21 protein-coding genes are annotated in these 25,801 nt (G+C 72.6%); 10 read left to right on the top strand and 11 right to left on the bottom strand.

Going from position 1 to position 25,801, the window contains the following annotated elements:
• Window positions 1-25: 25 nt before the first annotated feature.
• Window positions 26-301, top strand: coding sequence for a hypothetical protein (locus KBY32_RS21775; RefSeq protein ID WP_055623897.1), 276 nt, complete (start codon window positions 26-28; stop codon window positions 299-301).
• Between the two features lie 116 nt (window positions 302-417).
• On the opposite strand, the gene KBY32_RS21770 is transcribed toward KBY32_RS21775, so the two are convergent.
• Complete coding sequence (locus tag KBY32_RS21770) at window positions 418-996, bottom strand: TetR family transcriptional regulator (protein ID WP_210981273.1); 579 nt, start codon at window positions 994-996, stop codon at window positions 418-420.
• Between the two features lie 162 nt (window positions 997-1,158).
• On the opposite strand from KBY32_RS21770, the gene KBY32_RS21765 reads away from it, so the two are divergent.
• Window positions 1,159-2,619 carry an FAD-dependent monooxygenase gene (locus KBY32_RS21765; RefSeq protein WP_210981272.1) on the top strand — a complete coding sequence of 487 codons (1,461 nt, stop codon included), beginning with the start codon at window positions 1,159-1,161 and terminating at the stop codon, window positions 2,617-2,619.
• Between the two features lie 17 nt (window positions 2,620-2,636).
• Here KBY32_RS21765 and KBY32_RS21760 read toward each other — a convergent pair whose 3' ends face one another.
• Complete coding sequence (locus KBY32_RS21760) at window positions 2,637-3,110, bottom strand: DUF1203 domain-containing protein (RefSeq protein WP_210981271.1); 474 nt, start codon at window positions 3,108-3,110, stop codon at window positions 2,637-2,639.
• Window positions 3,111-3,222: 112 nt separating this feature from the next.
• Here KBY32_RS21760 and pepN (KBY32_RS21755) point away from each other — a divergent pair, with 112 nt between their 5' ends.
• Window positions 3,223-5,802 carry an aminopeptidase N gene (gene pepN, locus KBY32_RS21755; protein ID WP_210981270.1) on the top strand — a complete coding sequence of 860 codons (2,580 nt, stop codon included), beginning with the start codon at window positions 3,223-3,225 and terminating at the stop codon, window positions 5,800-5,802.
• 66 nt (window positions 5,803-5,868) lie between these two features.
• Here pepN (KBY32_RS21755) and KBY32_RS21750 read toward each other — a convergent pair whose 3' ends face one another.
• On the bottom strand, window positions 5,869-6,885 hold the full coding sequence (locus tag KBY32_RS21750; protein WP_210981269.1) for an aspartate-semialdehyde dehydrogenase: 1,017 nt from the start codon (window positions 6,883-6,885) through the stop codon (window positions 5,869-5,871).
• A gap of 339 nt (window positions 6,886-7,224) precedes the next feature.
• Between KBY32_RS21750 and KBY32_RS21745 the strand changes: the two genes are divergently transcribed.
• Both KBY32_RS21745 and KBY32_RS21740 read left to right on the top strand, forming a co-directional pair.
• Entirely contained in the window at window positions 7,225-7,782 is a 558-nt protein-coding gene (locus KBY32_RS21745) for a sigma-70 family RNA polymerase sigma factor (RefSeq protein ID WP_370592164.1), read from the top strand.
• A 1-nt stretch (window position 7,783) separates the two neighbouring features.
• Window positions 7,784-8,542, top strand: a complete 759-nt coding sequence (locus KBY32_RS21740) for a hypothetical protein (protein WP_210981268.1) — start codon at window positions 7,784-7,786, stop codon at window positions 8,540-8,542.
• Window positions 8,543-8,596: 54 nt separating this feature from the next.
• On the opposite strand, the gene KBY32_RS21735 is transcribed toward KBY32_RS21740, so the two are convergent.
• From KBY32_RS21735 to KBY32_RS21725, 3 genes are all read right to left on the bottom strand, one after another.
• Window positions 8,597-11,884 carry a S8 family serine peptidase gene (locus KBY32_RS21735; protein ID WP_210981267.1) on the bottom strand — a complete coding sequence of 1,096 codons (3,288 nt, stop codon included), beginning with the start codon at window positions 11,882-11,884 and terminating at the stop codon, window positions 8,597-8,599.
• Between the two features lie 206 nt (window positions 11,885-12,090).
• Complete coding sequence (locus KBY32_RS21730; protein WP_210981266.1) at window positions 12,091-12,510, bottom strand: hypothetical protein; 420 nt, start codon at window positions 12,508-12,510, stop codon at window positions 12,091-12,093.
• Between the two features lie 10 nt (window positions 12,511-12,520).
• Complete coding sequence (locus KBY32_RS21725) at window positions 12,521-13,252, bottom strand: hypothetical protein (protein ID WP_210981265.1); 732 nt, start codon at window positions 13,250-13,252, stop codon at window positions 12,521-12,523.
• A gap of 236 nt (window positions 13,253-13,488) precedes the next feature.
• On the opposite strand from KBY32_RS21725, the gene KBY32_RS21720 reads away from it, so the two are divergent.
• From KBY32_RS21720 to KBY32_RS21705, 4 genes are all read left to right on the top strand, one after another.
• The gene (locus KBY32_RS21720; RefSeq protein ID WP_210981264.1) at window positions 13,489-14,220 is read left to right on the top strand and encodes a Crp/Fnr family transcriptional regulator; all 732 of its coding nucleotides are present in this window, start codon (window positions 13,489-13,491) and stop codon (window positions 14,218-14,220) included.
• Window positions 14,221-14,387: 167 nt separating this feature from the next.
• Window positions 14,388-16,763 carry an ATP-binding protein gene (locus tag KBY32_RS21715; protein ID WP_210981263.1) on the top strand — a complete coding sequence of 792 codons (2,376 nt, stop codon included), beginning with the start codon at window positions 14,388-14,390 and terminating at the stop codon, window positions 16,761-16,763.
• 19 nt (window positions 16,764-16,782) lie between these two features.
• A complete protein-coding gene (locus KBY32_RS21710) occupies window positions 16,783-16,998 on the top strand; it encodes a hypothetical protein (protein ID WP_210981262.1) in 216 nt (71 codons plus the stop codon).
• 106 nt (window positions 16,999-17,104) lie between these two features.
• Window positions 17,105-18,301: a serine hydrolase gene (locus tag KBY32_RS21705; RefSeq protein WP_210981261.1), complete on the top strand. Its 1,197-nt coding sequence runs from the start codon at window positions 17,105-17,107 to the stop codon at window positions 18,299-18,301.
• A gap of 79 nt (window positions 18,302-18,380) precedes the next feature.
• Here the strand turns inward: KBY32_RS21705 and KBY32_RS21700 are convergent, their stop codons facing one another.
• Window positions 18,381-19,433 (bottom strand): hypothetical protein, encoded by a 1,053-nt coding sequence (locus KBY32_RS21700; protein ID WP_210981260.1) that lies wholly within the window; start codon window positions 19,431-19,433, stop codon window positions 18,381-18,383.
• Window positions 19,434-19,642: 209 nt separating this feature from the next.
• On the bottom strand, window positions 19,643-22,225 hold the full coding sequence (gene pepN / locus KBY32_RS21695; RefSeq protein ID WP_210981259.1) for an aminopeptidase N: 2,583 nt from the start codon (window positions 22,223-22,225) through the stop codon (window positions 19,643-19,645).
• Between the two features lie 162 nt (window positions 22,226-22,387).
• Here pepN (KBY32_RS21695) and KBY32_RS21690 point away from each other — a divergent pair, with 162 nt between their 5' ends.
• Window positions 22,388-23,026: a DsbA family protein gene (locus KBY32_RS21690; RefSeq protein ID WP_108706897.1), complete on the top strand. Its 639-nt coding sequence runs from the start codon at window positions 22,388-22,390 to the stop codon at window positions 23,024-23,026.
• 3 nt (window positions 23,027-23,029) lie between these two features.
• Here the strand turns inward: KBY32_RS21690 and KBY32_RS21685 are convergent, their stop codons facing one another.
• From KBY32_RS21685 to KBY32_RS21675, 3 genes are read right to left on the bottom strand one after another with little or no spacing between them, the layout of a single operon-like run.
• Window positions 23,030-23,263, bottom strand: coding sequence for a hypothetical protein (locus KBY32_RS21685; protein ID WP_210981258.1), 234 nt, complete (start codon window positions 23,261-23,263; stop codon window positions 23,030-23,032).
• Window positions 23,263-24,321, bottom strand: coding sequence for a glycerophosphodiester phosphodiesterase family protein (locus tag KBY32_RS21680; RefSeq protein ID WP_210981257.1), 1,059 nt, complete (start codon window positions 24,319-24,321; stop codon window positions 23,263-23,265). The genes KBY32_RS21685 and KBY32_RS21680 overlap by 1 nt, the downstream gene beginning before the upstream one ends.
• Before the next feature lie 51 nt (window positions 24,322-24,372).
• On the bottom strand, window positions 24,373-25,797 hold the full coding sequence (locus KBY32_RS21675; RefSeq protein WP_210981425.1) for an FGGY-family carbohydrate kinase: 1,425 nt from the start codon (window positions 25,795-25,797) through the stop codon (window positions 24,373-24,375).
• Window positions 25,798-25,801: the final 4 nt, after the last annotated feature.

Genomic DNA, 25,801 nt, shown 5'->3' with positions numbered 1-25,801 from the left:
GGCGGGGTTCGGTACTTTTGGGCCCGTGGACAAGAAGAACGCCCTGCGCGCCGGCGCCCTGGCCTCCGGTACGACGCTGATGATGCTGCTGATGTCGTCCCCCGCCCTCGCGCTCACGCGCGACGACGGCGACGACCCCGGTCAGGGCCTGAGCGTCATCGAGACGCTCTCCCTGTACGTGATCGCCCCGATCGTGATCTTCGCGGTCATCGCGGGCCTGGTCATGGTGCTGGACAAGTCGCACAAGAAGAAGGACCCGACCAGCTCCAACATCACCACCAAGGCCGACGCGAAGGCCTGACGCGAGCTCTTCCGAGTCCGCCGCGCGCTGTCGAGGGCGCCGGTCCCGTTCCGTGTACGCGTGTGCGTACGCCCGGCGGGACCGGCGCCCTCGTGCGTGCGCCGGTGGTTCCGCTTCTACGCCGGGTGCGGCGCGGTGAGGTACCGCTGCACCGTCGGCGCCAGCCAGGCCACGATCTCCTCGGGGGCCAGCGCCACCGCGGGCGGGAAGCGCAGCACATAGCGGGTGAGGGCCAGGCCGAGCAGCTGTGAGGACGCCAGCGCGGCCCGGGCCGGGGCCTGTTCGGGGTCGGGGCACACCCGCAGGGCCAGCGGAAGCAGCTGGTCCGCGAAGATGCCCTGCATCCGCTCGGCGCCCGCCTCGTTGGTCGCGCCGACCCGGAGCAGGGCCGTGAGCACCTCGTTTCGCTCCCACATCGTCAGGAAGTGGGTCACCAGGGCCTGCCCGGCCCGGTCGGGGCTCAGGGACGCCGGGTCCGGCAGCTTCAGGTCGATCGCCACGGCCGCCGCGAAGAGACCTTCCTTGTTGCCGTAGTAGCGCATCACCATCGAGGGGTCGATGTTCGCGTCGCGGGCGATGGCGCGGATGGTGGCGCGGTCGTAGCCGTCGGCCGCGAAGCGCTCGCGGGCCGCGTCGAGGATCGCCGTGCGGGTGGCGTCGGAGCGGCGGGGGGTGCGGGACCTGCTCTGGTTCATATCAACAACCGTAGGCCAACATGCGTGGGCCAACAAGCGTTGACATCGCCAGGCACCCGGTTCTAGTGTTGCCAACAAGCGTTGACCAACAGTTGTTGACCCACGGGTGTTGACCCACAAATGTTGGCCAACGGTCGTTGACATCGTTCCGGAGGGTCTCGCATGAGCGGCAACCGCACCGACAGCACCCGCGACACCGTGATCGTCGTCGGCTCCGGTCCCACCGGCCTGCTCCTCGCCGGCGACCTCGCCGCCGCCGGCGTCCCCGTCACCGTCCTGGAGCGCCGCCCGCACACGATCAGCAACCTCTCCCGCGCCTTCGGCGTCCACGCCCGCACCCTGGAGCAGCTCGACGCCCGGGGCCTCGCCGACGACCTGATCGCCACCGGCACCACCATCACCGGCCTGCGCCTCTTCCGCCGGCTCACCCTCGACCTCGGCACCCTCCCGTCCCGCTTCCCCTTCCTCCTCGTCACCCCGCAGTACGAGGTCGAGCGGCTGCTGGAGCGGCGGGCCCGCGACCTCGGCGTCGACTTCCGGTACGAGCACGAGGTCACCGGGCTGCGGCAGGACGCGACCGGCGTCGACGTGGACGTGCGCACCCCGGAGGGCACCGACGCCACCCTCCGCGCCGCCTATGTCGTCGGCACCGACGGGCACCGCAGCGCCGTGCGCGACGCGCTCGGCCTGCCCTTCCCCGGCACCTCCGTCATCAAGTCCCTCTTCCTCGCCGACGTCCGCCTCGCCGAGCCGCCCGCGGGCGTGCTCACCGTCGACGGCACCGGCGGGACCTTCGCGATGATCGCCTCCTTCGGCGACGGCTGGTACCGCGTGATGGGCTGGGACCGCCGGCACGAGGTGCCCGACGACGTCCCGCTCGACCTGGAGGAGGTCAGGGAGGTCACCCGGCGGGCGCTCGGCACCGACCACGGCATGCACGACGCCCGCTGGCTCTCCCGGTTCCACAGCGACGAACGGCAGGTCCCCCAGTACCGGGTGGGGCGGGTCTTCCTCGCCGGCGACGCCGCGCACGTGCACTCGCCGGCCGGCGGCCAGGGTATGAACACCGGGCTCCAGGACGCCGCGAACCTCGGCTGGAAGCTGGCGGCGGCCGTGCGGGGCCGGGCGCCCGAGGGGCTGCTCGACAGCTACCACGCCGAGCGCCACCCGGTCGGCGAGGCCGTGCTGCGCAGCAGCGGCGGACTGGTCCGGCTCGCCCGCGCCCAGACCCCGGCGCTGCGCGTCGTGCGGGCCGTGGTCTCCGCCGTCGGCCGTGCCGTCCGCCCGGTCCGCACCAAGGCCCTGGCCCAGATCTCGGGCATCGGCTACCGCTACCCCGCCCCGCGCGGCGCCCACCCCCTGACCGGCGACAGGGTGCCGGACGCGGCCCTCCTCGGCGGTGGCCGCCTCTATGAGGCCCTGCGCGACCGGGGGTTCGTCCTGGTCACCCCGGCGACCGGGGAGCGGGCGGACGCCGGGCGGGACGGCCTGGTGCGCCGCGAGCAGTGGGCGGACGGCAGCCGCACCACCGTCCTGGTCCGGCCCGACGGATACGCGGCCTGGGCGGCGGACGACGCCGACCCGGCGGCCGTCGAGGCGGCCCTCAAGGCCCACCTGGGCTGACCGTGTCCGCCGCCGGCTCAGCCCCCGCGCACCTCGTACAGGAAGCAGCCGTACTCCACGGCCCGCACCTGGACGAACTCCACGGCCGGATCGGCGAACGCCTGCGCGAACGCCGCCTCCAGGCCACCCGGCTCCACCAGCCGGCCGCCGAGGATCCGCCCCTCCGCCGAGTAGCGGCGCACCACCCGGTGCGCCCCGTCGAAGGGCGGGCCGTCGCCGGCCGGGCCGTCGCACTCCTCGGCGTGCACGAAGACGGGGCCCTGTTCGTCGTAGGCCCCCGGATCGACGCCCGCGCCGGCCGCCCAGCGGCGCAGCGGGGCGTACGAGACGAGGGCGACACGCTCACCGGGCCGGCTGCGGCGCAGGCAGCAGCGCAGCGGCGCCCCGCCCTCGTCGTCCGTCACGGGAACCATCCGGCGTCCCGCGTCGTCAGTGGAGCGCAACTCCTTCAGGACCGCCGGACCGATGGCATGTACGAGATGGGTCGTCATGGGCCCAGCCTCACGCGCGCGGACCCCGCCCACCGGCGGGTCATGGACATCGCGTTCCGGTCAGGTCCCATGGAAGGATGACCGAACCCACACATATCGAGGAGATGACCGCGTGCCTGGCACAAACCTGACCCGCGAAGAGGCACAGCAGCGGGCGAAGCTGCTCACCGTGGACTCGTACGAGATCGATCTCGACCTCTCCGGGGCGCCAGAGGGTGGCACGTACCGGTCCGTCACGACGGTGCGCTTCGACGTCGCGGAGAACGGCGCCGACTCCTTCATCGACCTCGTGGCACCGACCGTCCACGAGGTGACCCTGAACGGAGACCGGCTCGACCCGGGCGAGGTCTTCGAGGACTCCCGCATCACCCTGCCGGGCCTGCTCCAGGGACGCAACGTCCTGCGCGTCGTCGCCGACTGCGCGTACACCAACACCGGCGAGGGCCTGCACCGCTTCGTCGACCCCGTCGACCAGCAGGTCTACCTGTACACCCAGTTCGAGGTGCCCGACGCCCGGCGCGTCTTCGCGTCGTTCGAGCAGCCCGACCTGAAGGCCACCTTCCAGTTCACCGTGAAGGTGCCCGAGGGCTGGACGGTCGTGTCCAACTCGCCGACGCCCGAACCGAAGGACAACGTCTGGACGTTCGCGCCGACGCCGCGGATCTCGACGTACATCACCGCGCTGATCGCCGGCCCGTACCACTCGGTGCACAGCGTGTACGAGAAGGACGGGCAGTCCGTGCCGCTCGGCATCTACTGCCGCCCGTCCCTCGCCGAGTACCTCGACGCGGACGCCATCTTCGAGGTGACCCGGCAGGGCTTCGACTGGTTCCAGGAGAAGTTCGACTACGCGTACCCGTTCGAGAAGTACGACCAGCTGTTCGTCCCCGAGTTCAACGCGGGCGCCATGGAGAACGCGGGCGCGGTGACCATCCGCGACCAGTACGTCTTCCGCTCCAAGGTGACCGACGCGGCGTACCTGGGCCGCGCCGAGACCATCCTGCACGAGCTGGCCCACATGTGGTTCGGCGACCTGGTCACCATGGAGTGGTGGAACGACCTGTGGCTGAACGAGTCGTTCGCCACCTACACCTCCATCGCCTGCCAGGCGCACGCCCCCGGCACCCGCTGGCCGCACGCGTGGACGACGTTCGCCAACCAGATGAAGACCTGGGCGTACCGGCAGGACCAGCTGCCCTCCACGCACCCGATCATGGCCGAGATCCGCGACCTGGACGACGTCCTCGTCAACTTCGACGGCATCACCTACGCCAAGGGCGCCTCCGTCCTCAAGCAGCTCGTCTCCTACGTCGGGCAGGACGAGTTCTTCCGGGGCGTGCAGGCCTACTTCAAGCGGCACGCCTTCGGCAACACCCGCCTGTCCGACCTGCTCGGCGCCCTGGAGGAGACCTCCGGACGCGATCTGAAGACCTGGTCGAAGGCATGGCTGGAGACGGCCGGCATCAACATCCTGCGCCCCGAGATCGAGACCGACGACAGCGGCACGATCACCTCCTTCGCCATCCGCCAGGAGGCCCCCGCGCTGCCCGCCGGCGCCAAGGGCGAGCCCACCCTGCGCCCGCACCGCATCGCGGTCGGCCTCTACAACCTGGACGAGGCCATCGGCAAGCTCCGCCGCGACCAGCGCCTCGAGCTGGACGTCGACGGCGAGCTGACCGCCGTGCCGCAGCTCACCGGCACGCCCCGCCCGCAGGTCGTCCTGCTCAACGACGACGACCTGTCGTACGCCAAGGTCCGCCTGGACGAGCAGTCCCTCGCCTTCGTCACCGAGCACCTCGGCGACTTCGAGTCCTCGCTCGCCCGCGCCCTGTGCTGGGCGTCGTCCTGGGACATGACCCGCGACGGCGAGCTCGCCACCCGCGACTACCTCTCCCTCGTCCTGTCGGGCATCGGCAAGGAGTCCGACATCGGCGTGGTGCAGTCGCTGCAGCGCCAGGTCAAGCTGGCCATCGACCTGTACGCCGCCCCGGCCGCCCGCGAGGCCCTGCTCCACCGCTGGACGGACGCCACCCTGGCCCATCTGCGCGCGGCCGAGCCGGGCAGCGACCACCAGCTGGCCTGGGCGCGCGCCTTCGCGGCCACCGCCCGCACCCCGGAGCAGCTGGACCTGCTGGAGGCCCTGCTGGACGGCTCCCAGACCATCGAGGGCCTGACCGTCGACACGGAGCTGCGCTGGGCGTTCGTCCAGCGTCTGGCCGCCGTGGGCCGCTACGACGAGTCGGAGATCGCCGCCGAGTACGAGCGGGACCGTACGGCCGCCGGTGAGCGCCACGCCGCCACCGCCCGCGCCGCCCGCCCGACCGCCGAGGCCAAGGCCGAGGCCTGGGCGTCCGTCATCGAGTCCGACAAGCTCCCGAACGCCGTCCAGGAGGCGGTCATCGCGGGCTTCGTCCAGACCGACCAGCGCGAGCTGCTCGCCCCGTACACGGAGCGGTACTTCGCGGTCGTCAAGGACATCTGGGAGTCCCGTTCGCACGAGATCGCCCAGCAGATCGCGGTCGGCCTCTACCCGGCGCTCCAGGTCTCCGAGGAGACCCTGCGCCGCACCGACGCCTGGCTGGCGGAGGCGCAGCCCAACGCGGCGCTGCGCCGTCTGGTCCTGGAGTCCCGCTCCGGTGTGGAGCGGGCGCTCAAGGCCCAGGCCGCCGACGCGGCCGCCGGACAGGAGTAGCTCCCCGCGACGCCGAAGGGGCGCCCACCGAACCGGTGGGCGCCCCTTTCCGCTTCCGCGCGGTGGTCAGGCCTTCAGCTCGGCCGCCACCAGCTCCGCGATCTGCACCGCGTTCAGCGCGGCGCCCTTGCGGAGGTTGTCGTTGGACAGGAACAGCGCGAGACCGTGCTCGACCGTCTCGTCCTGCCGGATCCGGCCGACGTACGACGGGTCCTGGCCGGCCGCCTGCAGCGGGGTGGGGACGTCGGTGAGGGCCACGCCGGGCGCGCCCGCCAGCAGCTCCTTGGCGCGCTCCACGCTGATCGGGCGCTCGAAGCGGGCGTTGACCTGCAGCGAGTGGCCGGAGAAGACCGGGACGCGCACACAGGTGCCGGAGACCTTCAGCTCGGGGATCTCCAGGATCTTGCGGGACTCGTGGCGGAGCTTCTGCTCCTCGTCGGTCTCGTTCAGGCCGTCGTCGACGAGCGAGCCGGCCATCGGCAGCACGTTGTACGCGATCGGCGCCACGTACTTGTTCGGTGCGGGGAACTCCGCCGCCGAACCGTCGTGGGTCAGCTTCGGGGCGTCGTTGCCGACCTTCTTGACCTGCTCGAACAGCTCGTCCACGCCGGCGAGACCGGAGCCGGACACCGCCTGGTAGGTGGCGACCACCAGGGCCGTCAGGCCCGCCTCGGCGTGCAGCGGCCGCAGCACCGGCATCGCGGCCATCGTGGTGCAGTTCGGGTTGGCGATGATGCCCTTGGGGCGGTCCGCGATGGCGTGCGGGTTCACCTCGGAGACGACCAGCGGGACCTCGGGGTCACGGCGCCACGCGGAGGAGTTGTCGATCACCACGGCGCCCTGGGAGGCGACCTTCGGCGCGAGCGCCTTCGAGGTCGAGCCGCCCGCCGAGAACAGCACGATGTCCAGGCCGGAGTAGTCGGCCGTCGCCGCGTCCTCCACCGTCACGCCGTCCAGGACCGTCCCCGCCGAACGGGCCGAGGCGAACAGGCGCAGCTCCGTGACCGGGAAGTCGCGCTCCTTGAGGATGCTGCGCATGACCGTGCCGACCTGACCGGTGGCTCCGACGATTCCGACCCTCACGGCGACTCCTTCTGAGTGGCTTGTCTGTCTCTGCTGCATGGCCGAGGCCTTTCCATCATGCGTCCGACCTCGGGCGACCTGTCCAATTCTTTGCCCAGGATGCCCACGACATGGGACGCCGCGGGACCGCCGCCCGGCTCCAGTTGTTTCGCTCACACCCGTGCTGAGCTGGAAGAACCGGCCCGGAGGCGGCCCCGCGCCGCAAGCTCGCCTGCCCACCGCCCCCTCCGCTACGCGAAGGTGTGACGTACGCCTCTGTTCGGTGCAGGGAAAACGGGGGACCGCGCCGAACGTTTCGGTGCCTCCCCGCGTCATAGGCACCACACGGCGAGGGGAGGGGTGGCTGTGCTGCGCAGAAAGGCCCGCCGCGGACAGGGGGGCGGTGCCGTCCGGGACGTCGACGTTCTGGACGACCCGCTGGACGCGGCCCAGGAACGCCGGGTGCGGGCGGTGCTCGCACTGGGCGGGGTGCCGCAGGCGGACCTGCCGGACGGGGTGCAGCAGGTCCGTCTGCGGCTGCTGGAGCGGGCCGCCGGCGGCCAGGAGGCGCCGCGCGACGTCTCCGCGTGGGCGGCGGTCGTCGCCTCCAACCTGGCCATGGACTGGCACCGGGCCCGTAAGCGGCAGGAACGCCTCGGCGAGCGGCTCTCCGCGCTGCGCCAGCCCGTGGCGCACCCCTCCGGCGAGGAGACCAGCGTGCTCTCCCTCGCCGTCGCCCGGGGCCTGGACGAGCTGCCCGACATCCTGCGCCAGGTGGTCGTCCTGCGCTTCTACGCCGATCTGCCGGTGCGCGGGATCGCCGAGGAGCTCGGCATCCCCGAGGGCACGGTCAAGAGCAGGCTGCACACGGCGGTCCGGACGCTGCGGACCCGCCTGCACGAGGACGAGGTGGTGTGACGTGTCCACCGAACACGACGGGGCCGACGCCCTGATGACCGCGATCACCGGCGAACCGCTGCCGCCCGGCGCCCGCGAGGACGCCGCCTTCCTGGCCGAGCACCGGGCCGCCGAGGCCGACCTGGAGGTGCTGCGCGAACAGCTCGGCCTCATCGGCCACGCGCTCGCCGAGCCGCCCCCAGCGACGACCCCCGCCCCCGAACCCGCGCGGTCCGTCCGCCCGTCCCCCCGGCCGAGGCGCCGGGCGTTCTCCCTGGCCCTCGGCGGCCTCGCGGTGGCCGCCGCGGCCTCCGTGATGGCCGGCATGGGCTGGCTGATGTCCGGCGGCGGGACCGGTGCCGCCGACAGCTCGAGCCTGGACGCCGGCTCGTCCGCCGAGAAGCAGTCCGACGCCGGCGGTGTGGCCTTCGGCAGCGCCCGCTATCTGGCCTGCTCCCGGCTGGTCGCCGAGGGCGAGGCCACGGCCGTCGAACGGCTTCCCGGGACGACCACGCTGCGGATCACCCTGAGCCTGACCCGCGTCTACCTCCCGGAAGTCCCGGAAGAGGACGCGAAGGGGAGCAAGCCCGACGAGGAGCAGGTCTTCGTGGTGGACGAGAACGTCGTCCCCGGCATCCGTGCCGGCGACCCCGTGCTCGTCGGCGTCCCGCGCGGAGCGGACCAGCCCGACTTCTGGGCGGTCGGCGAGCGCCAGATCGCGCTCGAGCGGGTGATGGTCACCGCCTCGCTGCCCGAGGCCCGCGAGCTGACCTGCGGATGACGACGAAGGGGCGGGCGCCCGACCGGACGCCCGCCCCCATGGTCCCGCCCGTGGTTACGGGGTGACCTTCTCGATCTTCACGCTGGCCACGCCCGCGGCGGTGCCGCGCGCGTTCAGCAGCTGGACCTGGCCGAAGAACTCACGGCCGGCCGGGGCCTCGGCGGCCGCGGTGACCGTGGCGTCGACCGTGACCGACTCGCCCGTCGCGAGCTTCACCGGCGCCGACTCGTCCACCTTGACGGTGCCGAGGGAGGCGGAGAAGAACACGTCCAGGTAGTCGTACGCCGTCGTGCCGCTCGGCACCGAGTAGCCGTCCACCTCGATGGTGTACGTGCCGGCGGCCGGCTTCGGGATGGAGACGGCCTCCTCGGAGTCGCCGTCCGCGGAGCTGGCGACCTTGGTGCCGGACGCGTCGTAGACGGCCAGGTCGAGGTCGGCGGCCGTGTCGGAGACGTTGCCGATGGAGACGTCCAGCGACGCGGCGCCCTCGGGCACGTCGACCGTGGTGGTCTGCGTGACGCCCTCGGTGATCGACGGACGCGCCGACTTCGAGGAGCCCAGCGGACCGCCGGCCAGCTTGCCGTCGATCGCGGCGTACTTGTTCGTCACCTTCCAGGAGGCGGTGGCCGGCGTGCCGACCTTGGCCTCGGGGATGGTCACGGTCTCCGGGTCGAAGGCCGCGCCGAGGACGGTGACGTCCAGCTTGTACGGGTTGTCGAGCAGCGGCGAGGTGCGGCGCGCCTCGACCTCGATCTCCCAGACGCCGGGCTGCGGGTCGGCGTACGCGCGCACGTCCGGCTTGCAGCCGTTGCCGTCGAGGTAGTTGTTGTAGCAGTACGGGGTGCCGGTGTTGTCCGCCGGGACGCCGTAGGGGTGGATGGCGATGAACCGGGTCTGGCTCTTGTCCTTCAGGCCGCTCATCGCGACCTCCAGCGACTTGGCGCCCTCGGGCACGGTCACGAAGTAGGACGCGGTGCTGTTGCGCTGCACCGAACCGGACGCCGCCTGCGTGTACTTCAGCGGCGCCGAGACCACGACCGTGTTGAGGACCAGCTTGTCGATGCCCTCGGTACGCGGGTCGTCGACCTCGAGGATCGCGCTCTTCAGGCCGGCCGAGGACGGCTTGGCGGAGATCTTCACGGTGACCGGCTTGTTCAGGCCGAGGCTGACCTCGTCCGAACCGACGATCTTGAAGGTGCCCCCGGCGTTGTTCTCCAGGTGCAGCTCGTGGCGGATCGCCTTGTCCGCGCCGGACGTCCGGGTGAGGGTGACGTCGTACGTCTTCTTCTGCCCGGTCTTGAGGCCGCCCTCGCGGTCGTAGATGCCGGTGCCGTAGCCCGGCGTCTTCAGGAACTGGTCGATCGCGGTGTCGACCGGCGCCTTCACCGTGTACTCGTGGGCGGTGGCGCCGTTACGGATGGACTTCCAGGCGTCCACGATGTTGATGAGGCCGGCACCCTCCTCGTACGCCTGCACACCCTTGATGTGGTCGGCGGTCGAGGTCAGCGCGGTGCGCAGCTTCGCGGGCGTCAGGTCGATGCCCTTCTGCTTCGCGGCGCTCAGCAGTAGCGCGGACGCGCCGGCGGCCTGCGGGGAGGCCATCGAGGTGCCCTGCAGCATCGAGTAGCCGGCCGGCAGCTTGTAGCCCGCCTCGGCGACCGGGCCGCCCGGCAGCCAGGTCTGCGTGGTGTTGATCGAGGCACCCGGCGCGGAGAGCGTCGGGGTGAAGCCGCCGTCCTCACGCGGGCCGCGCGAGGAGAACGGCATCATCGCGTACTTCTTCTCCACGACAGAGCCGTAGTTGGCGGCCCAGGTGTCCTTGGAGATGGTCGCGCCGACCGAGATGACCTTGTCGGCCAGACCCGGGTCGCCGATGGTGTTCGCGCCGGGGCCGGAGTTGCCCGCGGAGATCACCAGCTGGACGCCGTAGGTGTCGATGAGGCGCGTGTAGAGCTCGGCGCGCGCGTTGTTGCCGTCGTTCAGCGCCGGGAGGCCGCCGATGGACATGTTGACGATGTCGACGCCGCGGTTGACGACGAGGTCGATCATGCCCTCGGTGAGCGCCACGTTGGTGCAGCCGCCGGTCCAGGTGCAGGCACGGGAGGCGACCAGCTTGGCGCCGGGCGCCGCGCCGTTCATCTTGCCGCCGAACAGGCCGTTCGCGGCGGTGATGCCGGCGACGTGCGTGCCGTGCTCGGACTCGATGACACCGATGTTGACGAAGTCGACCTTCTTGCCGACCCAGTCGCCGCCGTACGGGTCCATCGGCACGTCCTTGCGGATCTGCACGACGAACGGCTGCCGCTCCACGACGTCGGTCGACGGGTCGTCGGTGCCGAAGTACCCGATCTGGTAACCGTCCTTGTACGGCTTCATCGGGGTGTCGTCACCGAAGTCGCCGTTGTTGTTCAGGTCGACGCGGACCGTGCCGTTCGCGGCGTCGTACAGGACGCCCCAGACGTCGGTCGTGTCGCCGTCGCGGTTGGCGTCGCCCGCCGCGTCACCGCCGGTGGTGTACGACTCCGCGAAGGTGCTCACCTGGTACGAACCGGCGGGCGCCTTCCAGGTCTTGCCGCCGTAGGTGAAGGAGGGGCCGGAGACGGAGGTCGTCATCGGGCGCCAGGTGCGGTCGCTGTCGACGATCGGGTCGGTGGCGGTGACCCAGTCGACGATCTTGCGCTCGCCGGTGGTGGTCTTCTGCAGCGCGGGGTGGCCCAGGTCGACGCCCGAGTCCAGGATGCCGATGGTGACGCCGCGGCCGTCCGCCTTCGGGTTCTTCTTCACGAAGTCGACGGCGCCCGTCTCGAAGGACGGGTTGTAGGGGTTCTCCGCGGGGGTCTTCTTCGAGGGACCGGAGTACGTGGTCGCCGAGGCCGTCGACTTCTTCGTCGAGACGGCCGGGTCGTCCAGGGGGATCTCCTGGCGCAGGTCGATGCCGTGCACGGAGGAGAGCTTGGTCGCGGCCGAGATGGCCGCGTCCGCCTTGCGGGTGGGGACCGTCGCCCGGACGTAGCCGAGCTTGTCGTAGCTCTGGCCGACGGAGCCGACCGCGTCCAGCTCCGCGGCGACCTTCTCGGTCTGGCCGGGGGCGGTCGCGACCATCATCGTGACGTACTTCTCGCCGCTCGCCTTGGCCTCGGCGAGGCGGTCGGCGTCGTCCGAACCGAGCTTGTCGTGCGCGGACTTCACACTCGGGTCCGCCGTCGCGGGAGCGCTGTCCGCAGCGACGGCCGCGGGTATCGGCCCTGCCGCGGAGAGCGCGGCGACCAGGCCGGCGGCCACGGCTATGCGCGCCGCGCGTCTCGCGCCCGGCTTCGGTTCGCGCTGGGGGCTGTTGATCATCGGCATCCCTTGGAGGTAAAGGAGCATCGGGGTCCGGAATGTGATCCCGGACGATCGCACAGCCTTATGCAAGGGAAGGGCGATAGGGAAGAGTTGACCGAATCGAAATGGACTGATGGGGAAAACCCCCTACGACTTTGCGGGAGATCAGCCCTGAATCGGGGCAAGCCGCACCGCGGGTCCAGGCCCCTTCGACGGGCCCCGCGTCAGTCCTCGGCGGCCTGCTTCTCCGGGCCGTTGACGTGCAGTGTTCCGTGCTGCACTGCGTACACCGTCCCCCGGTCCCGGGCGGTGTTCGTCTGCCGCGCCGGGCGGTCCCCGGGAGCCCCGGCCGGCAAGTCGACGGCCAGCCCGGCGAGGGCGGCCCGGCACGACGGGTCCTGTCGCAGCAGCGCCGCCAGCTCCTGCGCCCAGTACCCGTACAGCGCCCGGCGCACCTCGTCGGGGACGGCGGAGTCCCGGACCAGCTCGGCCCCGCCGTCGAGCTGGGTGGCCACCGCGGACCGGCGGCCCCGGCGGAACAGCCCGGCGACGGTGTCCCGGGTCTCCTGCCACGCGTCGGTGGCCATCGCCGTGACCAGCGCGGCGGCGCCGGCCTGGGCCAGCAGGGTCAACTCGTCGCTCATGACCGCTCCTTCACGGGTGCCTGGTGATCCGGACGTGCAGGTCGCCGTTCTGCGCGGCGTTGATCACGCCGTTGCCCGACGCCTTGTTGCGCATGGTGACGGCGCCGGGCGCGGCCCGGTCGCGCGTGCGCGCCTTCCCCTTCGGCTCCCGTGGGGGTGTCCACCCGGGGGTGTGCAGCCAGGCGTCCGCGGTGAGCTCCTTCACGGTGAAGCCCACCTCGTGGAAGGTGTCCGCGTCGATGCCCTCGTAGCCGTGCCGGACGGTGTCGTCGTACACGTGCCGCGACATCAGCAGCGCGAGCGGCACGGACCGCGGTGCCTGCTCCAGGGCCGTGCGCAGCGGCGGGGCGTCCAGCAGCCGGGCCAGCGTCTCCAGCGGCGCCCCGACCACGTCGCCGTCCGCCGTCAGCCCGACCTCCCCGGCGTGCAGCGCCATCCGGACCCGGATCCGCGTCGCCGGGTCCCGGTCCCCGGCGTTGTGGGCGCGCAGCAGCCCCGCCAGCTCGGCCACCAGCGGATGCACCAGCGGGGCCTTGCGCGTCCCGGCGGGCGCCGTCACCCGCAGGCCGTCGCCCAGGTCGTGCCGGGCGCACGCCTCCCAGTCGACACCGCTGCGGCCGAACGCCGTCCGCAGCAGCTCCCGGAGCGTCGCGCGGTTGCGCACCAGCGCCGTGTTCCCCCGCCCGGACGACTTCTCGATGTCGACGGCCAGGACGGCCCGGTACTCCCACTGCGTCTCCATACGGCCCTTCCTCGCGTACGACGGCGGGGTGGCGCGGCGCGGAACACGGCGGTGGAGCTCCGCGCCGCGCCGGCTCCCCTCGCCCCACTGTGCCCGCTGCGCCGCGCGGACAACGCGTAGGAATACAGGGTTCGGTGGGAACCGTGTGAGCACCGGGCCCGAGTGGCCGGCGCCGCCGGGCCCGCCGCAGCACACTGGACCCGGGCGACGCGGCCGGAGCGGGGAGAGGTGGGGTCATGGGGAGCAGCGGGACGGGCCGCGCACGGCACGGGCACCGGCAGTCCGGCGCGGGCGAGTGGCCGGCGACCAGCCCGGTGGGCCGGCTCGGACCGGCCGACCGCGCCCATCTGCTCGCCCTCGGCGTCCCGGTGCGGCACCCGGCCGACCGGGTGCTCATGCGGGAGGCCGAGCGCACCGACCATGTGCTGATCCTGCTCGACGGCCTGGTCAAGGTCACCGGCCACGCCGACGACGACCGGGCCGCCCTGCTGGCCGTCCGGATGCGCGGCGATCTGCTCGGCGAACTCGCCGCCCTGGACGGCGGACCCCGCTCGGCCACGGTGACCACCTGCGGGCCCGTCGGCACGCGGACCGTGTCCCGCGCGGAGTTCCTGCGCTGCCTGCGGGAGCGGCCCGGGATCGCGCACGCGGTCCACCAGTCCGTCGTGGCCAAACTGCGCGCCGCCAACACCCATCGCGTCAACTTCGTCGGCTGCGACGCGGCCACCCGGCTCGCCCGGGTCCTGCACCACCTCGTGATGACGTACGGCGAACGGGACGGTGACGGGGCGGTACTGCGCTGGCCGATCACCCAGCCCGAACTCGCCACGCTGGCCGGCGCCTCCGAGCCGAGCGTGCAGAAGGCGCTGCGCCGGCTGCGCAACGACGGGGTCATCACCACGGGCTACCGTTCGATACGCGTCGACTCCCTCGCACGCCTGACCGCCTTCACTCACCCGAACGAGTGAGTGAACTCCCTTGTGAGGCAGATGAGTTGGATCCGGATGTGTGCGACGGGTGGTGAAGATGGAGGGGCCCTTCGCAAAACCGTAATTGGACGGTGAGCCGGTCCGCCGCCCTGGTTAGCGTGACGCCCGCACCGACGGACACGATCACGAGAGACCACGGGGTGACCATGGCGGACACGGGCGAGGACGACGGGACACGGACCGGGAACCGCGTCGACATCGACGGGGACGCCACGGGACCGGTGATCGCCGGCAACTACAACGTCGTCGTCGACGCACAGCACGGCTCCACGGTGACGGTCCTCATGGACGGCCGGCGGCCCCGCCCCAGACGCCGGGACCGCATCCGCCTGCTCCCACGCCGGCAGGGCACGCCCCTCGGCCGGGACGCCGACCTCGCCGCGATCGCGGCCGCGCTGCACGCGGGTGAATCCGTCCAGCTGTGGGGGCCGCCCGGCGTCGGCAAGTCCGCGCTGCTGCGGTACGCGGCCCGCACCCTGGACGCCGGCGGCGACGGGGTGGTGTTCCTCGACGCCGCGCGCCGCGAACCCGAGGACCTGGCGCAGGACATCTTCGAGGCCTGCCACAGCACCGGCGGCTACGCCCCCTCCCGGGGTGAGCTGCCGCAGCTCATGGAGGGCGTCGAGGCGACCGTCTACGTCGACAACGCCGACTACACCGCCGAGCAGCTGCGCACCGTCATGGACGCGGCCCCCGACGCGCTGTTCGTCTTCGCCGGGCGCGAGGAGGTGCTGCAGGGCACCGACGGCAGGGCGCACCACGTCGAGGGCGTCACCCGGGACGCCGCCGCCGAGCTGCTGACCCGCGAACTGGGAGGGCCCGGCGACCCCGACCTCGTCACCGCCCTGTGGGAGGCCGCCGCCGGCACACCGCTGCTGCTGCTCCGCGCGGCCGCCGTCGCCCGGCTGGACCCCGCGGCCGGACTGCCCCGGCCCGGAGCGGTACGGGAACTCCTCCACCCCCTGTTCGACCGGCTCGACGAGCCCTCGCTGCGCGCCCTGCATCTGCTCGGCACCTTCCGCGACGCCGAACTGGACCCCGAGCACATCGGCGCCCTGAGCGGGACCCCGGACGCCGCCGCGCTCTGCGCGGGCCTCGCGGGACTCGGACTGGCCGAGGAGACGGAGCTGGGGTACCGCGTGGCGGACGGTGTCGTCGCGGCGCTGCGGGAGCGCCAGGGGCTTCGGCCGTACGCGCTGGAGCGGCTGTGCGGGTACTTCGCGGACTGGGCCGCGCGGCCGGAGACGCCGGCGGCCCAGGTCGCCGGGCACGCCCGGGCGCTGGAGGTGCTGGCGGAGCTGGCCGAGCAGTCGGGGCGGGCGGACCTCGCCGTCCGGGTCGTCCGCGCGGCCTCACCCGCCCTCGCCCGGTCGCTGCGCTTCGGTGTCTGGGGGCGACTCCTGGACCAGGGGCTGCCGGCCGCGCAGCGCGCGGGGGACCGGCAGGCCGAGGCGTACTTCACGCACGAGCGTGGCGTCCGCGCCGTCCTCACCGGCAACCGGGTCCTCGCCGCCGTCCTGCTCGCGGAGGCGGGCATCCTCTGGCGCCAACTGGGCGACACCCAGGGCGCGGACGCGGCGGCGAACGCCCAGCAGTATGTCCCGCAGGAGCCGGGGGCCGGGGCCGGGTCGCCTGACGCCGGGTCGCCCGACGGGCCGGGGGAGGGGCCCGCGAACGCTCCCGAGGGCGGCGCTTCGGATCTCGGCTCCTCGGACCTCAGCTCCTCGGGCACGGATCCGGGGCCCCTCCAGGACCCGACCGCCGGCACCGCTCCCGGCACACCTTCACCAGAACCGGCTCCGCCGCCGGAGACGGGCGCCTCCATGCCCACCGACCCGGGCCGCGCCACGCTCGACATGCCGACGGTGCCGTCGGACCCCGGAGTGTCCGGTATGCCCGTCGATCCCACGCCGGGCGCCGGGTCCCTGGCGCCGCCGCCCGGTGCCGCCGACCTCGGCGGTGCCGTCGTCACCGGCGGCGCGCCCGTGGCGGGGGTGTCGGCCGCCGTCGCCACGGCACTCAAGGTGGCCGCGGTGATCGCGGCCCTCACCATCGCCGTCGTCGCCGTCCAGCAGAGCCAGGACGGCTCCGAGTCCCGCTCGGCCACCCCGGTTTCCGGGTCCACCACGATGGACGCCGGGTTCGGCGACCCGACCCCCGAGCCGGAACCCGAGCCGGAACCCGAGCCGACCGGTCTGGCGGGCGTCTGGTGGAGCAGCGAGGGCGGCGGGATCGAGTTCGTCGAGGCGGGAGCCGGGCGGTACACGGCCAGGGCCAGGGACGTGTGCGGTGACACGGTCACGGCCGAGTTCAGCGGCGGGGGCGACACCTACAGTGCCACGGCACCGGCGTACGACATGTCCAGCGGCTCGTGCGGCGAGGTGCTCGGCCAGGTCCGCACCACCATCACCATCGGCGAGGACGGTGACACCGCCTCCGTGACACGGGAGATGGCGTGGACCGTCCGCGAGGGAGTGACCTGCTACACCTGCACCCCCTTCACCCTGACCCGCGCCTCCTGACCAGACCCCCGGAGCCCTCATGCCGAACACGCCCCCCAGCCACAACGAGATCCACATCGGCCACAACGCCTCCGGCCCCGTCGTCGCCGGGGACAACATTCACGTCAAGGTCACCGGCCCCGCCGAGCCGACCCAGACCAACACCGCCCGCGACGACGGCACCGTCTACGCCGCCGCCAACGGTGACATCCACGTCCACCACGACACCGCGGACGAGGAGCCGGCGGAGGACTGACTGACCGAAACACGCCCAACCCCCGTCACCCGGGTCAACTTCCGCCGCATCCGCCCGGTCTCTCCCCCCGACCGCGCTCGACGTGAGCGCACGAAGGGGGAGAGACATGAACGTACGGACGACCCGCGCGGCCCTCGTGGCGGCCACGGCGGTGGCCCTGTCGGCCGCCCTCGCCGCACCGGCCGTCGCGGCGCCGCCCACCACCGGGCACGAGGCCACCCGTGCGGCGGCCCAGGCCGCGGTCGAGGCGGGGGTGCCCGGCGTGACCGTCCGGGCGAGGGACCAGCACGGCACCTGGTCGGCGACGCCCGGCGTCGGCCGGATCGGCACGGACGAACCGCGCTCGGCGGACGACCGTTACCGGGTCGGCAGCATCACCAAGTCGTTCGTCGCGACCGTGCTGCTCCAGCTGGAGGCCGAGGGACGGCTGTCGCTGGACGACACGGTGGACGAGTGGCTGCCCGGCCTCGTCCGGGGCAACGGCCACGACGGACGCCGCATCACCCTGCGCCAACTCCTCAACCACACCAGCGGCGTCTACGACTACACCGCCGACCCCGGCTTCGTACGCGACCACTTCGCCAAGGATGGCTTCTTCGAGCACCGCTACGACACCAGGAAGCCGAGGGAACTGGTCGCCGTCGCCATGACGCACGAGCCCTCGTTCGCGCCCGGCACGTCGTGGAGTTACTCCAACACCAACTACGTCCTCGCGGGCCTGGTCATCGAGAAGGTCACGGGCCGCCCGTACGGCAAGGAGATCGACCGGCGCATCATCCGCCCGCTCAAGCTGACGGCCACCTCCGTCCCCGGCACCCGCGCCACGATGCCCCGGCCCAGCAGCCGGGCGTACTCCAAGCTGGCGGACACGGCGACGGGACCGACGTACGACGTCACCGAACTCAACCCGTCGATCGCCTACGCGGCCGGCGAGATGATCTCCGACAACAAGGACCTCGACCGCTTCTACACGGCCCTGCTGCGCGGCCGGCTCCTCCCGCGCGAGCAGCTGAACGAGATGACCACGACCGTGCCCGCCGCCGAGGGCATCGGGTACGGGCTGGGCCTGATGAGCGTCGAGCTCTCCTGCGGTGTCACGGTCTGGGGCCACGGCGGGGGCATCCACGGCTCGACGTCCCAGGCGTCCGTCACCCGGGACGGCCGGCACGCGCTGACCCTCAACCTCAACGGCGACTGGGCGGGCGACCCGGGGGCGCTCACCGAGGCCGAGTTCTGCGGCAAGGACACCGGCAAGGACACCGGTACGGCGTCCGCCACCCGGCGGGGCCCCGCCCTGCGCTGACCCGCCGAGGAGGGGCCGCCGACGCCGCGCGGCCCCTCTGTTCCCCCCGACACCCCCTGATCCGCGCCCCGCTGCGTCACTAGCGGGGCAGGACCACGACGTACGCGGCAGGGTCGCGGTCGACCGCCGCCATCAGGGCCGTACGGACCACCGCCGCCTGCTGCTCCATGCCGTGCCGCAGCTTCTTCGGGGTGATGTGGACGACCGTGATGCCCAGGCGTTCCAGCGTCTCCCGCTTGCGGGCGTACTCGGACCACTGGGAGTCGTCGTCGCTCCGGTCGCCCTGGCGGGGCGCGCGGGTGTCCAGCTCGACCGCCACCGAGTGCTCCGGCCAGAACGCGTCGAGCCCGCCCAGGTGGGGGCCGCCGGGCAGCCGCAGGTCCACGTTCCACACCGGGTCGGGCAAGCCGTGCTCGCGGACCATCCGGTAGAGCAGGTCCTCCGCGCGGGCCCGGCCCTCGGCGAGCAGGGAGTCCACGGCGTCCACGACGTGCGGGCGGTTCAGCAGCTTCGCCTGCGTCAGCTCCCGTACGACCGCGGCCGGTTCGCAGTGGCCGCCGCGCACGGCCTCGGTGAGCAGCCGGCGGACCGTCCGGCCGTCCTTCAGCTCCGCCACCGCGTCCGCCAGCGCGCGCGGCACCGGCGCCACCGGCAGCCCCGTCACCTGCTGCGGCGTGGGCAGCGCGGCGGTGCGCACGATGCGGGCGCAGCCCGTGGAGCGCAGCCGGCGCAGCCGCGGCACCAGGACGTCGACGGTGTCCAGCGCGGTGAGCGGCGGGGTCACCGAGAAACCGTGCAGGGTCAGCGCCGCGAGCCCGGTGATCATCGCCTCGGCATAGGCGGGCGCCTCGCCGTCACTGGGCTGGGCGGGCACCCCGGGCGACCGCTCCCGCACGGCGTACATCAGCACCGCGTGCAGCCGCTCCTCGCTGGTGGGCGGCCCGGGGTGCAGCAGGTAGACGCCGGGCAGCAGCTGCTGCCAGGGGCCGCCGGGCCGGCACTGCTCGTCGGTCTCGGCGGCGGAGACCCCGTGGGCCTTGAGGCGGGCGGCCGTCATGACGCGGCGGTGGACCTCGGAGAGGTGGTGCAGGGGGCGGGGGGAGAGGGGGGAGAGCGGGGTGTTGTGGTTCATGACCCGGAGGCTTCCGCGTCCGATGAGCGCTTTAACCGCTGTTACACGCCCGTCGACAAATGCGGACAACACCGCGCTAAAGGACGGGTGTTCGGATGCCGACTAGAGACGGAAAACCCCTGGTCCGTTCGGGTGGGACCAGGGGTTACGGCTGCTATTGCCTGAATTCCGTAACGGTCACGGACCGCCGTGATCGTTGGCCAAAGGTGTCAGTCGGTTGACGCCGCCGCGTCGCACGCCTGCGCCCGCAGTGCCCGTGCCAGATCGTCCCGCGACTCCAGCACCAGCCGCCGCAGCGCAGGCGCCGCGTCCTCGTGGGCCGCGAGCCACGCGTCCGTCGCGTCCAGCGTGGCCCGCGACTGCTGGAGCGCCGGGAACAGGCCCCGGACCACGTCCATGCCGATCTGGATGGACCGCTCCCGCCAGACCCGGTCGATCGCCGCGAAGTACTTCTCCGTGTACGGCGCGAGCAGCTCCCGCTGCGACGCCTGCGCGAACCCGCCGATGGTCGCCTCGACCAGCGCGTTGGACAGCGCGTCCGACTCCACGACCTGCGCCCACGCCTGCGCCTTGACCGCCTCCGACGGCCGCGCCGCCAGACAGCGCACCTGATGGCGCTTGCCGGACGCCGTGTCGTCGCGGGCCAGTTCGTCCGCCAGCTCCGACTCGCCGACCACACCGTGCGCGGCCAGCGGCTCGAGGAACGCCCAGCGCAGCTCCTGGTCCACCACGAGACCCTCGACGGTCGCCTTGCCGTCCAGCAGACCCGACAGCAGCTCCAGGCCCCGCTCGTCCGTCACCCGGGCGAAGAACCGCGCCCACGCCAGCTGCTGCTCGCTGCCCGGCCCGGCCGCGTACAGCTGCTCCGAGGCGCCCTCGGTCAGCAGCCGCGCACCGCGCTCGCGCCACTCGGGCGCCACGTAGTGCGTCAGCGCCGAGTCGGCCCACGCGTGCAGCATCTGCAGCACGCCGATGTCCGACTCACGGCCACCGAAGCGCAGCACCAGGCCGATGAACTCCCGGGCCGGCAGCAGCGCGTCCCGTGTCATGTTCCACAGCGCCGACCAGCACAGGGCACGCGCCAGCGGGTCGGTCAGCTCGCCCAGCGCCTCCCGCAGCGTGGCCAGCGACGTCTCGTCGAACCGGGTCTTGCAGTACGTCAGGTCGTCGTCGTTGACCAGCACCAGGTCCGGCGCCTCGGCACCGGCCAGTTCCGCCACCACCGTCCGCGGCCCGTCGACGTCCGCCTCGGCGCGCGCGTACCGCTCCAGGGCGCCGTCCGCGCCCCGCCGGTACAAGCCCACCGCCACCCGGTGCGGCCGCAGCTCGGGGTGCGACTCGGCGGCCTCCTGCAGCACGGCCAGCTCGTCGATCCGGCCTTCGGCGTCCAGCAGCACCTGCGGAGTCAGCGCGTTCACGCCCGCCGTCTGCAGCCAGGAGCGCGCCCAGGCGCCCATGTCCCGCCCGCTGGTCTCCTCCAGCACCGCCAGCAGATCACCGAGCCGTGTGTTGCCGTACGCGTGCCGCTTGAAGTAGCGGCGGGCGCCCTCCAGGAAGGCGTCCTGGCCTACGTACGCCACCAGCTGCTTGAGCACGCTCGCGCCCTTGGCGTACGTGATGCCGTCGAAGTTGAGCTTGGCGTCCTCCAGGTCACGGATGTCGGCCGTGATCGGGTGCGTGGAGGGCAGCTGGTCCGCGCGGTACGCCCAGGCCTTGCGGCGGTTGGCGAAGGTGATCCAGGCGTCCTTGAAGCGGGTCGCGCCGACGTTGGCGAAGGCGCCCATGAAGTCCGCGAAGGACTCCTTCAGCCACAGGTCGTCCCACCACTCCATGGTGACCAGGTCGCCGAACCACATGTGCGCCATCTCGTGCAGGATCGTGTTGGCGCGGCCCTCGTACGACGCCCGCGTCACCTTCCCGCGGAAGATGTACTCCTCCCGGAAGGTCACCAGGCCGGGGTTCTCCATCGCGCCCAGGTTGTACTCGGGCACGAACGCCTGGTCGTACTTCCCGAACGGATACGGGTAGTCGAAGTGGTCGTGGAAGAAGTCCAGCCCCTGCTTGGTGATCAGGAAGACGTCGTCGGCGTCGAAGTGCGGGGCGAGGCCCTTGCGGCACATGGCGCCCAGCGGGATCTCCAGCCGGCCGCCGTCGGGGAGCTCACGCGTGTAGGAGTCCGTCACATAGTGGTACGGGCCCGCCACCACACAGGTGATGTACGTCGAGATCGGCTTGGTCTCCGCGAACCGCCAGACGCCGTCCGTGAGTTCACCCGCGCCGTTGCTCCACACCGTCCACTGCTCGGGCGCCCGCACCTCGAACCGGAACGGCGCCTTGAGGTCGGGCTGCTCGAAGTTGGCGAAGACGCGGCGCGAGTCGGCCGGCTCGTACTGCGTGTAGAGGTAGACCTCGCCGTCCTCCGGGTCGACGAAGCGGTGCAGGCCCTCGCCGGTCCGCGAGTACGCGCACTGGGCGTCGACGACCAGCTCGTTCTCGGCGGCCAGGTCCTCCAGGGCGATCCGCGAGCCGTCGAAGACCTCGCTCGGGTCGAGGTCGCGCCCATTGAGGGAGACGGACGTCACACTCGGCGCGATCAGATCCGCGAAGCTCGACGCGCCGGGCTCGGCGCAGCGGAAACGGATCGTGGTGACCGAGCGGAAGGTGCGCGGCGCACCGTCCCCGTCGCCCTCGCCGAGGGCGGACCGTACGTCGAGGGACACCTCGTACCCGTCGACGGCCAGCAGGGCGGCCCGCTCCCGGGCCTCGTCGCGGGACAGATTCTCACCGGGCACGCGTGGCACTCCCTTGTGTCATTGGTACGACCGCATCAGATACGGCTACGGCTACGGCTGAACAGGACCGATCCTGCCATGCGCCCCTGACGCGGGGCAGCCGGGAATGGGCGGGCGGACCGGGGTTGTTCCCGTGGAAAACGTTTCCTCCTGAGGAGAGACATGTCGGACAAGACCCCCGTCGACTTCTGGTTCGACCCGCTGTGCCCCTGGGCCTGGATGACCTCCCGCTGGGTCCTGGAGGTGGAGAAGGTCCGTGACATCGAGGTCCGCTGGCATGTGATGAGCCTCGCGGTGCTCAACGAGGACAAGCTCGACGAGCTGCCCGAGGAGTACCGCGACATGCTCGCCACCAAGGCGTGGGGTCCCGTCCGCGTCGTCATCGCCGCCCAGGAGGAGCACGGCCCCGACGTCCTCGGCGACCTCTACACGGCGCTCGGCACCCGCATCCACAACAAGGGCGAGGGCCCCGGCCGGGAGACCGTCGCCGCCGCCCTGAAGGACGCCGGGCTGCCGGACTCCCTCCTGGAGCACTGGGACGACACCCCCTACGAGCCGCAGCTGCGTGCCTCCCACAAGGAGGGCATCGACAAGGTCGGCCAGGAGGTCGGCACCCCGGTCATCGCCGTCCCCGGCGACGACGGCGAGCAGATCGCCTTCTTCGGCCCCGTCGTCACCCCCGCCCCGAAGGGCGAGGACGCCGCCAAGCTGTGGGACGGCACCCTCGCCGTGGCCTCCGTGCCGGGCTTCTACGAGATCAAGCGGACCCGGACGAAGGGCCCGGACTTCAGCAACCTGTAGGGCTCACCCGTCGGCGGCGGTCTCCTCCTCGTGGAACTTCTCGGGGAGGCGGCCGTAGCCGCCCTTGTTCATGTGCGGGTAGTACGTCAGACAGCCCTTGGCGGTGCACCGCCACAGGTTGTCCACGTAGAAGTTCGGCCCCTCCTTCTCCCGCACCCACGCCTTCTCGTCCTTCTCGAGGAACCGGAAGATCTGCATGGTGCCGCAGGTCGGGCAGTCCAGTCTGCGGGTCCTCATCAACCCCTCCTCGCCATCACCGCCAGATCCGGGAAGTCGGTCACCACCGCGTCGACCCCCTGCCCGTAGTACAGCGCGTACTCGGCGAAGGCGTCCCCGAAATCGTTCGGTCCGGTTCCCCGGCGCAGCTCCGCCGGCAGGAACTGGTTCTCCGCGCGGAAGGTGTACGCCCCGACCCGCAGCCCCGCCGCGTGCGCGTCCGCGAGCAGGGACGTCCCCACCAGCGAGGACTTGTCGGGCCCGATCCACCGGGCATACTCGGCGATCCGGGCCAGCCCGGCCGGTGTCATCATGTCCCGGTACGTCGTCGGGTCCCCGGCCGACACCAGGTCGTACGGCCCGCCCGTGGTGCCCAGCGCCTGCCACAGTTCCAGCCCCAGCCGCTCGGCGGCCACCCGCTTCAGGCTCGTCGGCTCGAAGGACTGCACCACGCACTCGCGCCGGCCCAGCCGGTTGCGCCGCACCGCCTCCACCAGCTTCGGCTCCAGCGGCAGCCCGATCGAGCGGAAGTAGGTCGGGTGCTTGGTCTCGGGGAAGACGGCGATCGTCCGGCCGTGCTCCTTCGACAGGCGGCGCGCCAGGTCGACCACCTCCTGGAAGGTGGGCACCTCCTCGCGCCCGTCGAAGACGGTGTTGCGGTTGCGGACCTGCGGCAGCCGCTCGACCGCCCGCAGCGTCTTCAGCTCCGCCAGTGTGAAGTCCTCCGTGAACCAGCCGGTCACCGCCCGCCCGTCCACCGTCTTCGTCGTCCGGCGGTCCGCGAACTCCGGGTGCGCGGCCACGTCCGTGGTCCCGGAGATCTCGTTCTCGTGCCGGGCCACCAGCACATGGTCCTTCGTCGGCACCAGGTCCGGCTCGATCCAGTCGGCCCCGGCCCGCACGGCGTACGTGTACGAGGCCGCCGTGTGCTCGGGACGCCAGCCGGCCGCGCCGCGATGGCCGATGACCAGGGGCCGGCGCGGATGCGCCGGCGCGGCGGAGGCGGCTTGTGCGGGCACGGCGGCCACCGCCGGGCCGGCGGCCGCGGCGAGCAGCAGCGATCGACGTCTCACAGGCATGGGAGATCCCTTTCCTGGTAGGGGAGTTGCCGAGCTGTTGAAAGGAAGGAGTCAGGCGCGCGCCCGCTGCCGGGCCCGCTCCAGCCGTTCCAGGTGCTCCTCGTAGGCCCGCGCGTAGTACGCGGCGCGGTCCGCGTCGGGTTCGACGACCGCCGTGGGCCGGGTCCAGGCCGCCGTGTCCAGCGGCACGCCGCACCGCCCGGCCGCCGCGATCACCGCGCCCCGCGCGCCCACCTCGCCCTCGACGACCCGCAGCGGCCGCCCGAGGACGTCCGCCAGCAGCCGCATCCAGGCGGGGCTTCGGGTGCCGCCGCCGCAGACGGCCAGGGTGCCGGTGAGCCCGGCCGCCGCCAGACAGTGCCGGGCCGCGAACCCGATGCCCTCACAGGTCGCCCGGATCAGATCGGCGGGCGTCGACTCCAGGGAGACACCGGTCAGTTCGGCGCGCAGCCGGGGTTCGACGAACGGCGCCCGTTCGCCGGACGGCGCGAAGTACGGCAGGACCCGCACGCCGTGCGCCCCGGGCGGGGTCGCGGCCAGCAGCCCGTCGACCTCGTCGTGCCGCACCCCGGTCGTCGTCAGCACCCAGTCCAGGGCCGCCGTGCCGACCATCGCCGGCATCGCCCGCAGCCAGTGCCCGGGCCGGTCGGTGCCGATGTACAGGCCGGCCGGTTCACCGGCGAGGTCCAGTTCGGTGGTGGCGACCAGCGCGGCCAGACACGTCCCGACGATCAGCAGACCGTCGCCGGGCGCGGTCGCCCCCGCGCCCAGCGCACAGGCCGGAAGGTCGTACGGCCCGTTCACGACCCGGGTGCCGGCGGGCAGCCCCTCACCGAGCGCCGGGGCCGTCGCCACCGGGTCGCTGACCGGGGCGAGCAGACCGCGCCGGTGGGTGAGCCCGAGCAGCTCCACCACCTTGTCGTCGTACCCGCGGGTCAGCGGGTCGAGGAACGGCATCGACGCGTCCGACACGTCCGTGGTCGCCGCCGCGCCCGTCAGCCGCCGGAACACCATGTCCTTGCAATAGAGGGCGACGGCCGCCGCGTCCAGGGCCTCCGGCTCATGGGCGTCCAGCCAGGCCAGCAGCGGCCCCGGGGAGCCCGGGAACATCGCGCCGCCGGTGCGCCGGAACACCGCCTCGACGGTGCCGTCCGCCAGCCAGCGGTCGACCAGCTCGTGCGCCCGGCCGTCCATCCAGGACGCCGCCTGCCGCACCGGCCGCCCCTGCCCGTCGACCAGCCACACCCCGTCGCCCTGACCGGTGAGCCCGGCCAGCTCGACCGGCTCCGCGACCTGGGCGGTCACCTCGTCCAGGACGGCGACGACCGCCCCGTACACCTCGTCCATGTCCTGTTCGACGACCCCGTCGCGCAGGGAGAGGCCCACCGGGCGGGAGGCGACCGCCCGTTCGCGTCCCGTCCCGTCGAAGGCCGCCGCCTTCACCATGGACGTGCCCACATCGATACCGACGTACATGCCG

This window comes from Streptomyces sp. RK62 (assembly GCF_018070255.1).
GTDB classification, from domain to species: Bacteria; Actinomycetota; Actinomycetes; order Streptomycetales; family Streptomycetaceae; genus Streptomyces; species Streptomyces nigra.
The sequence above is the reverse complement of the archived record's forward strand: the minus strand, read 5'-3'. Positions and strand labels throughout refer to the sequence as shown.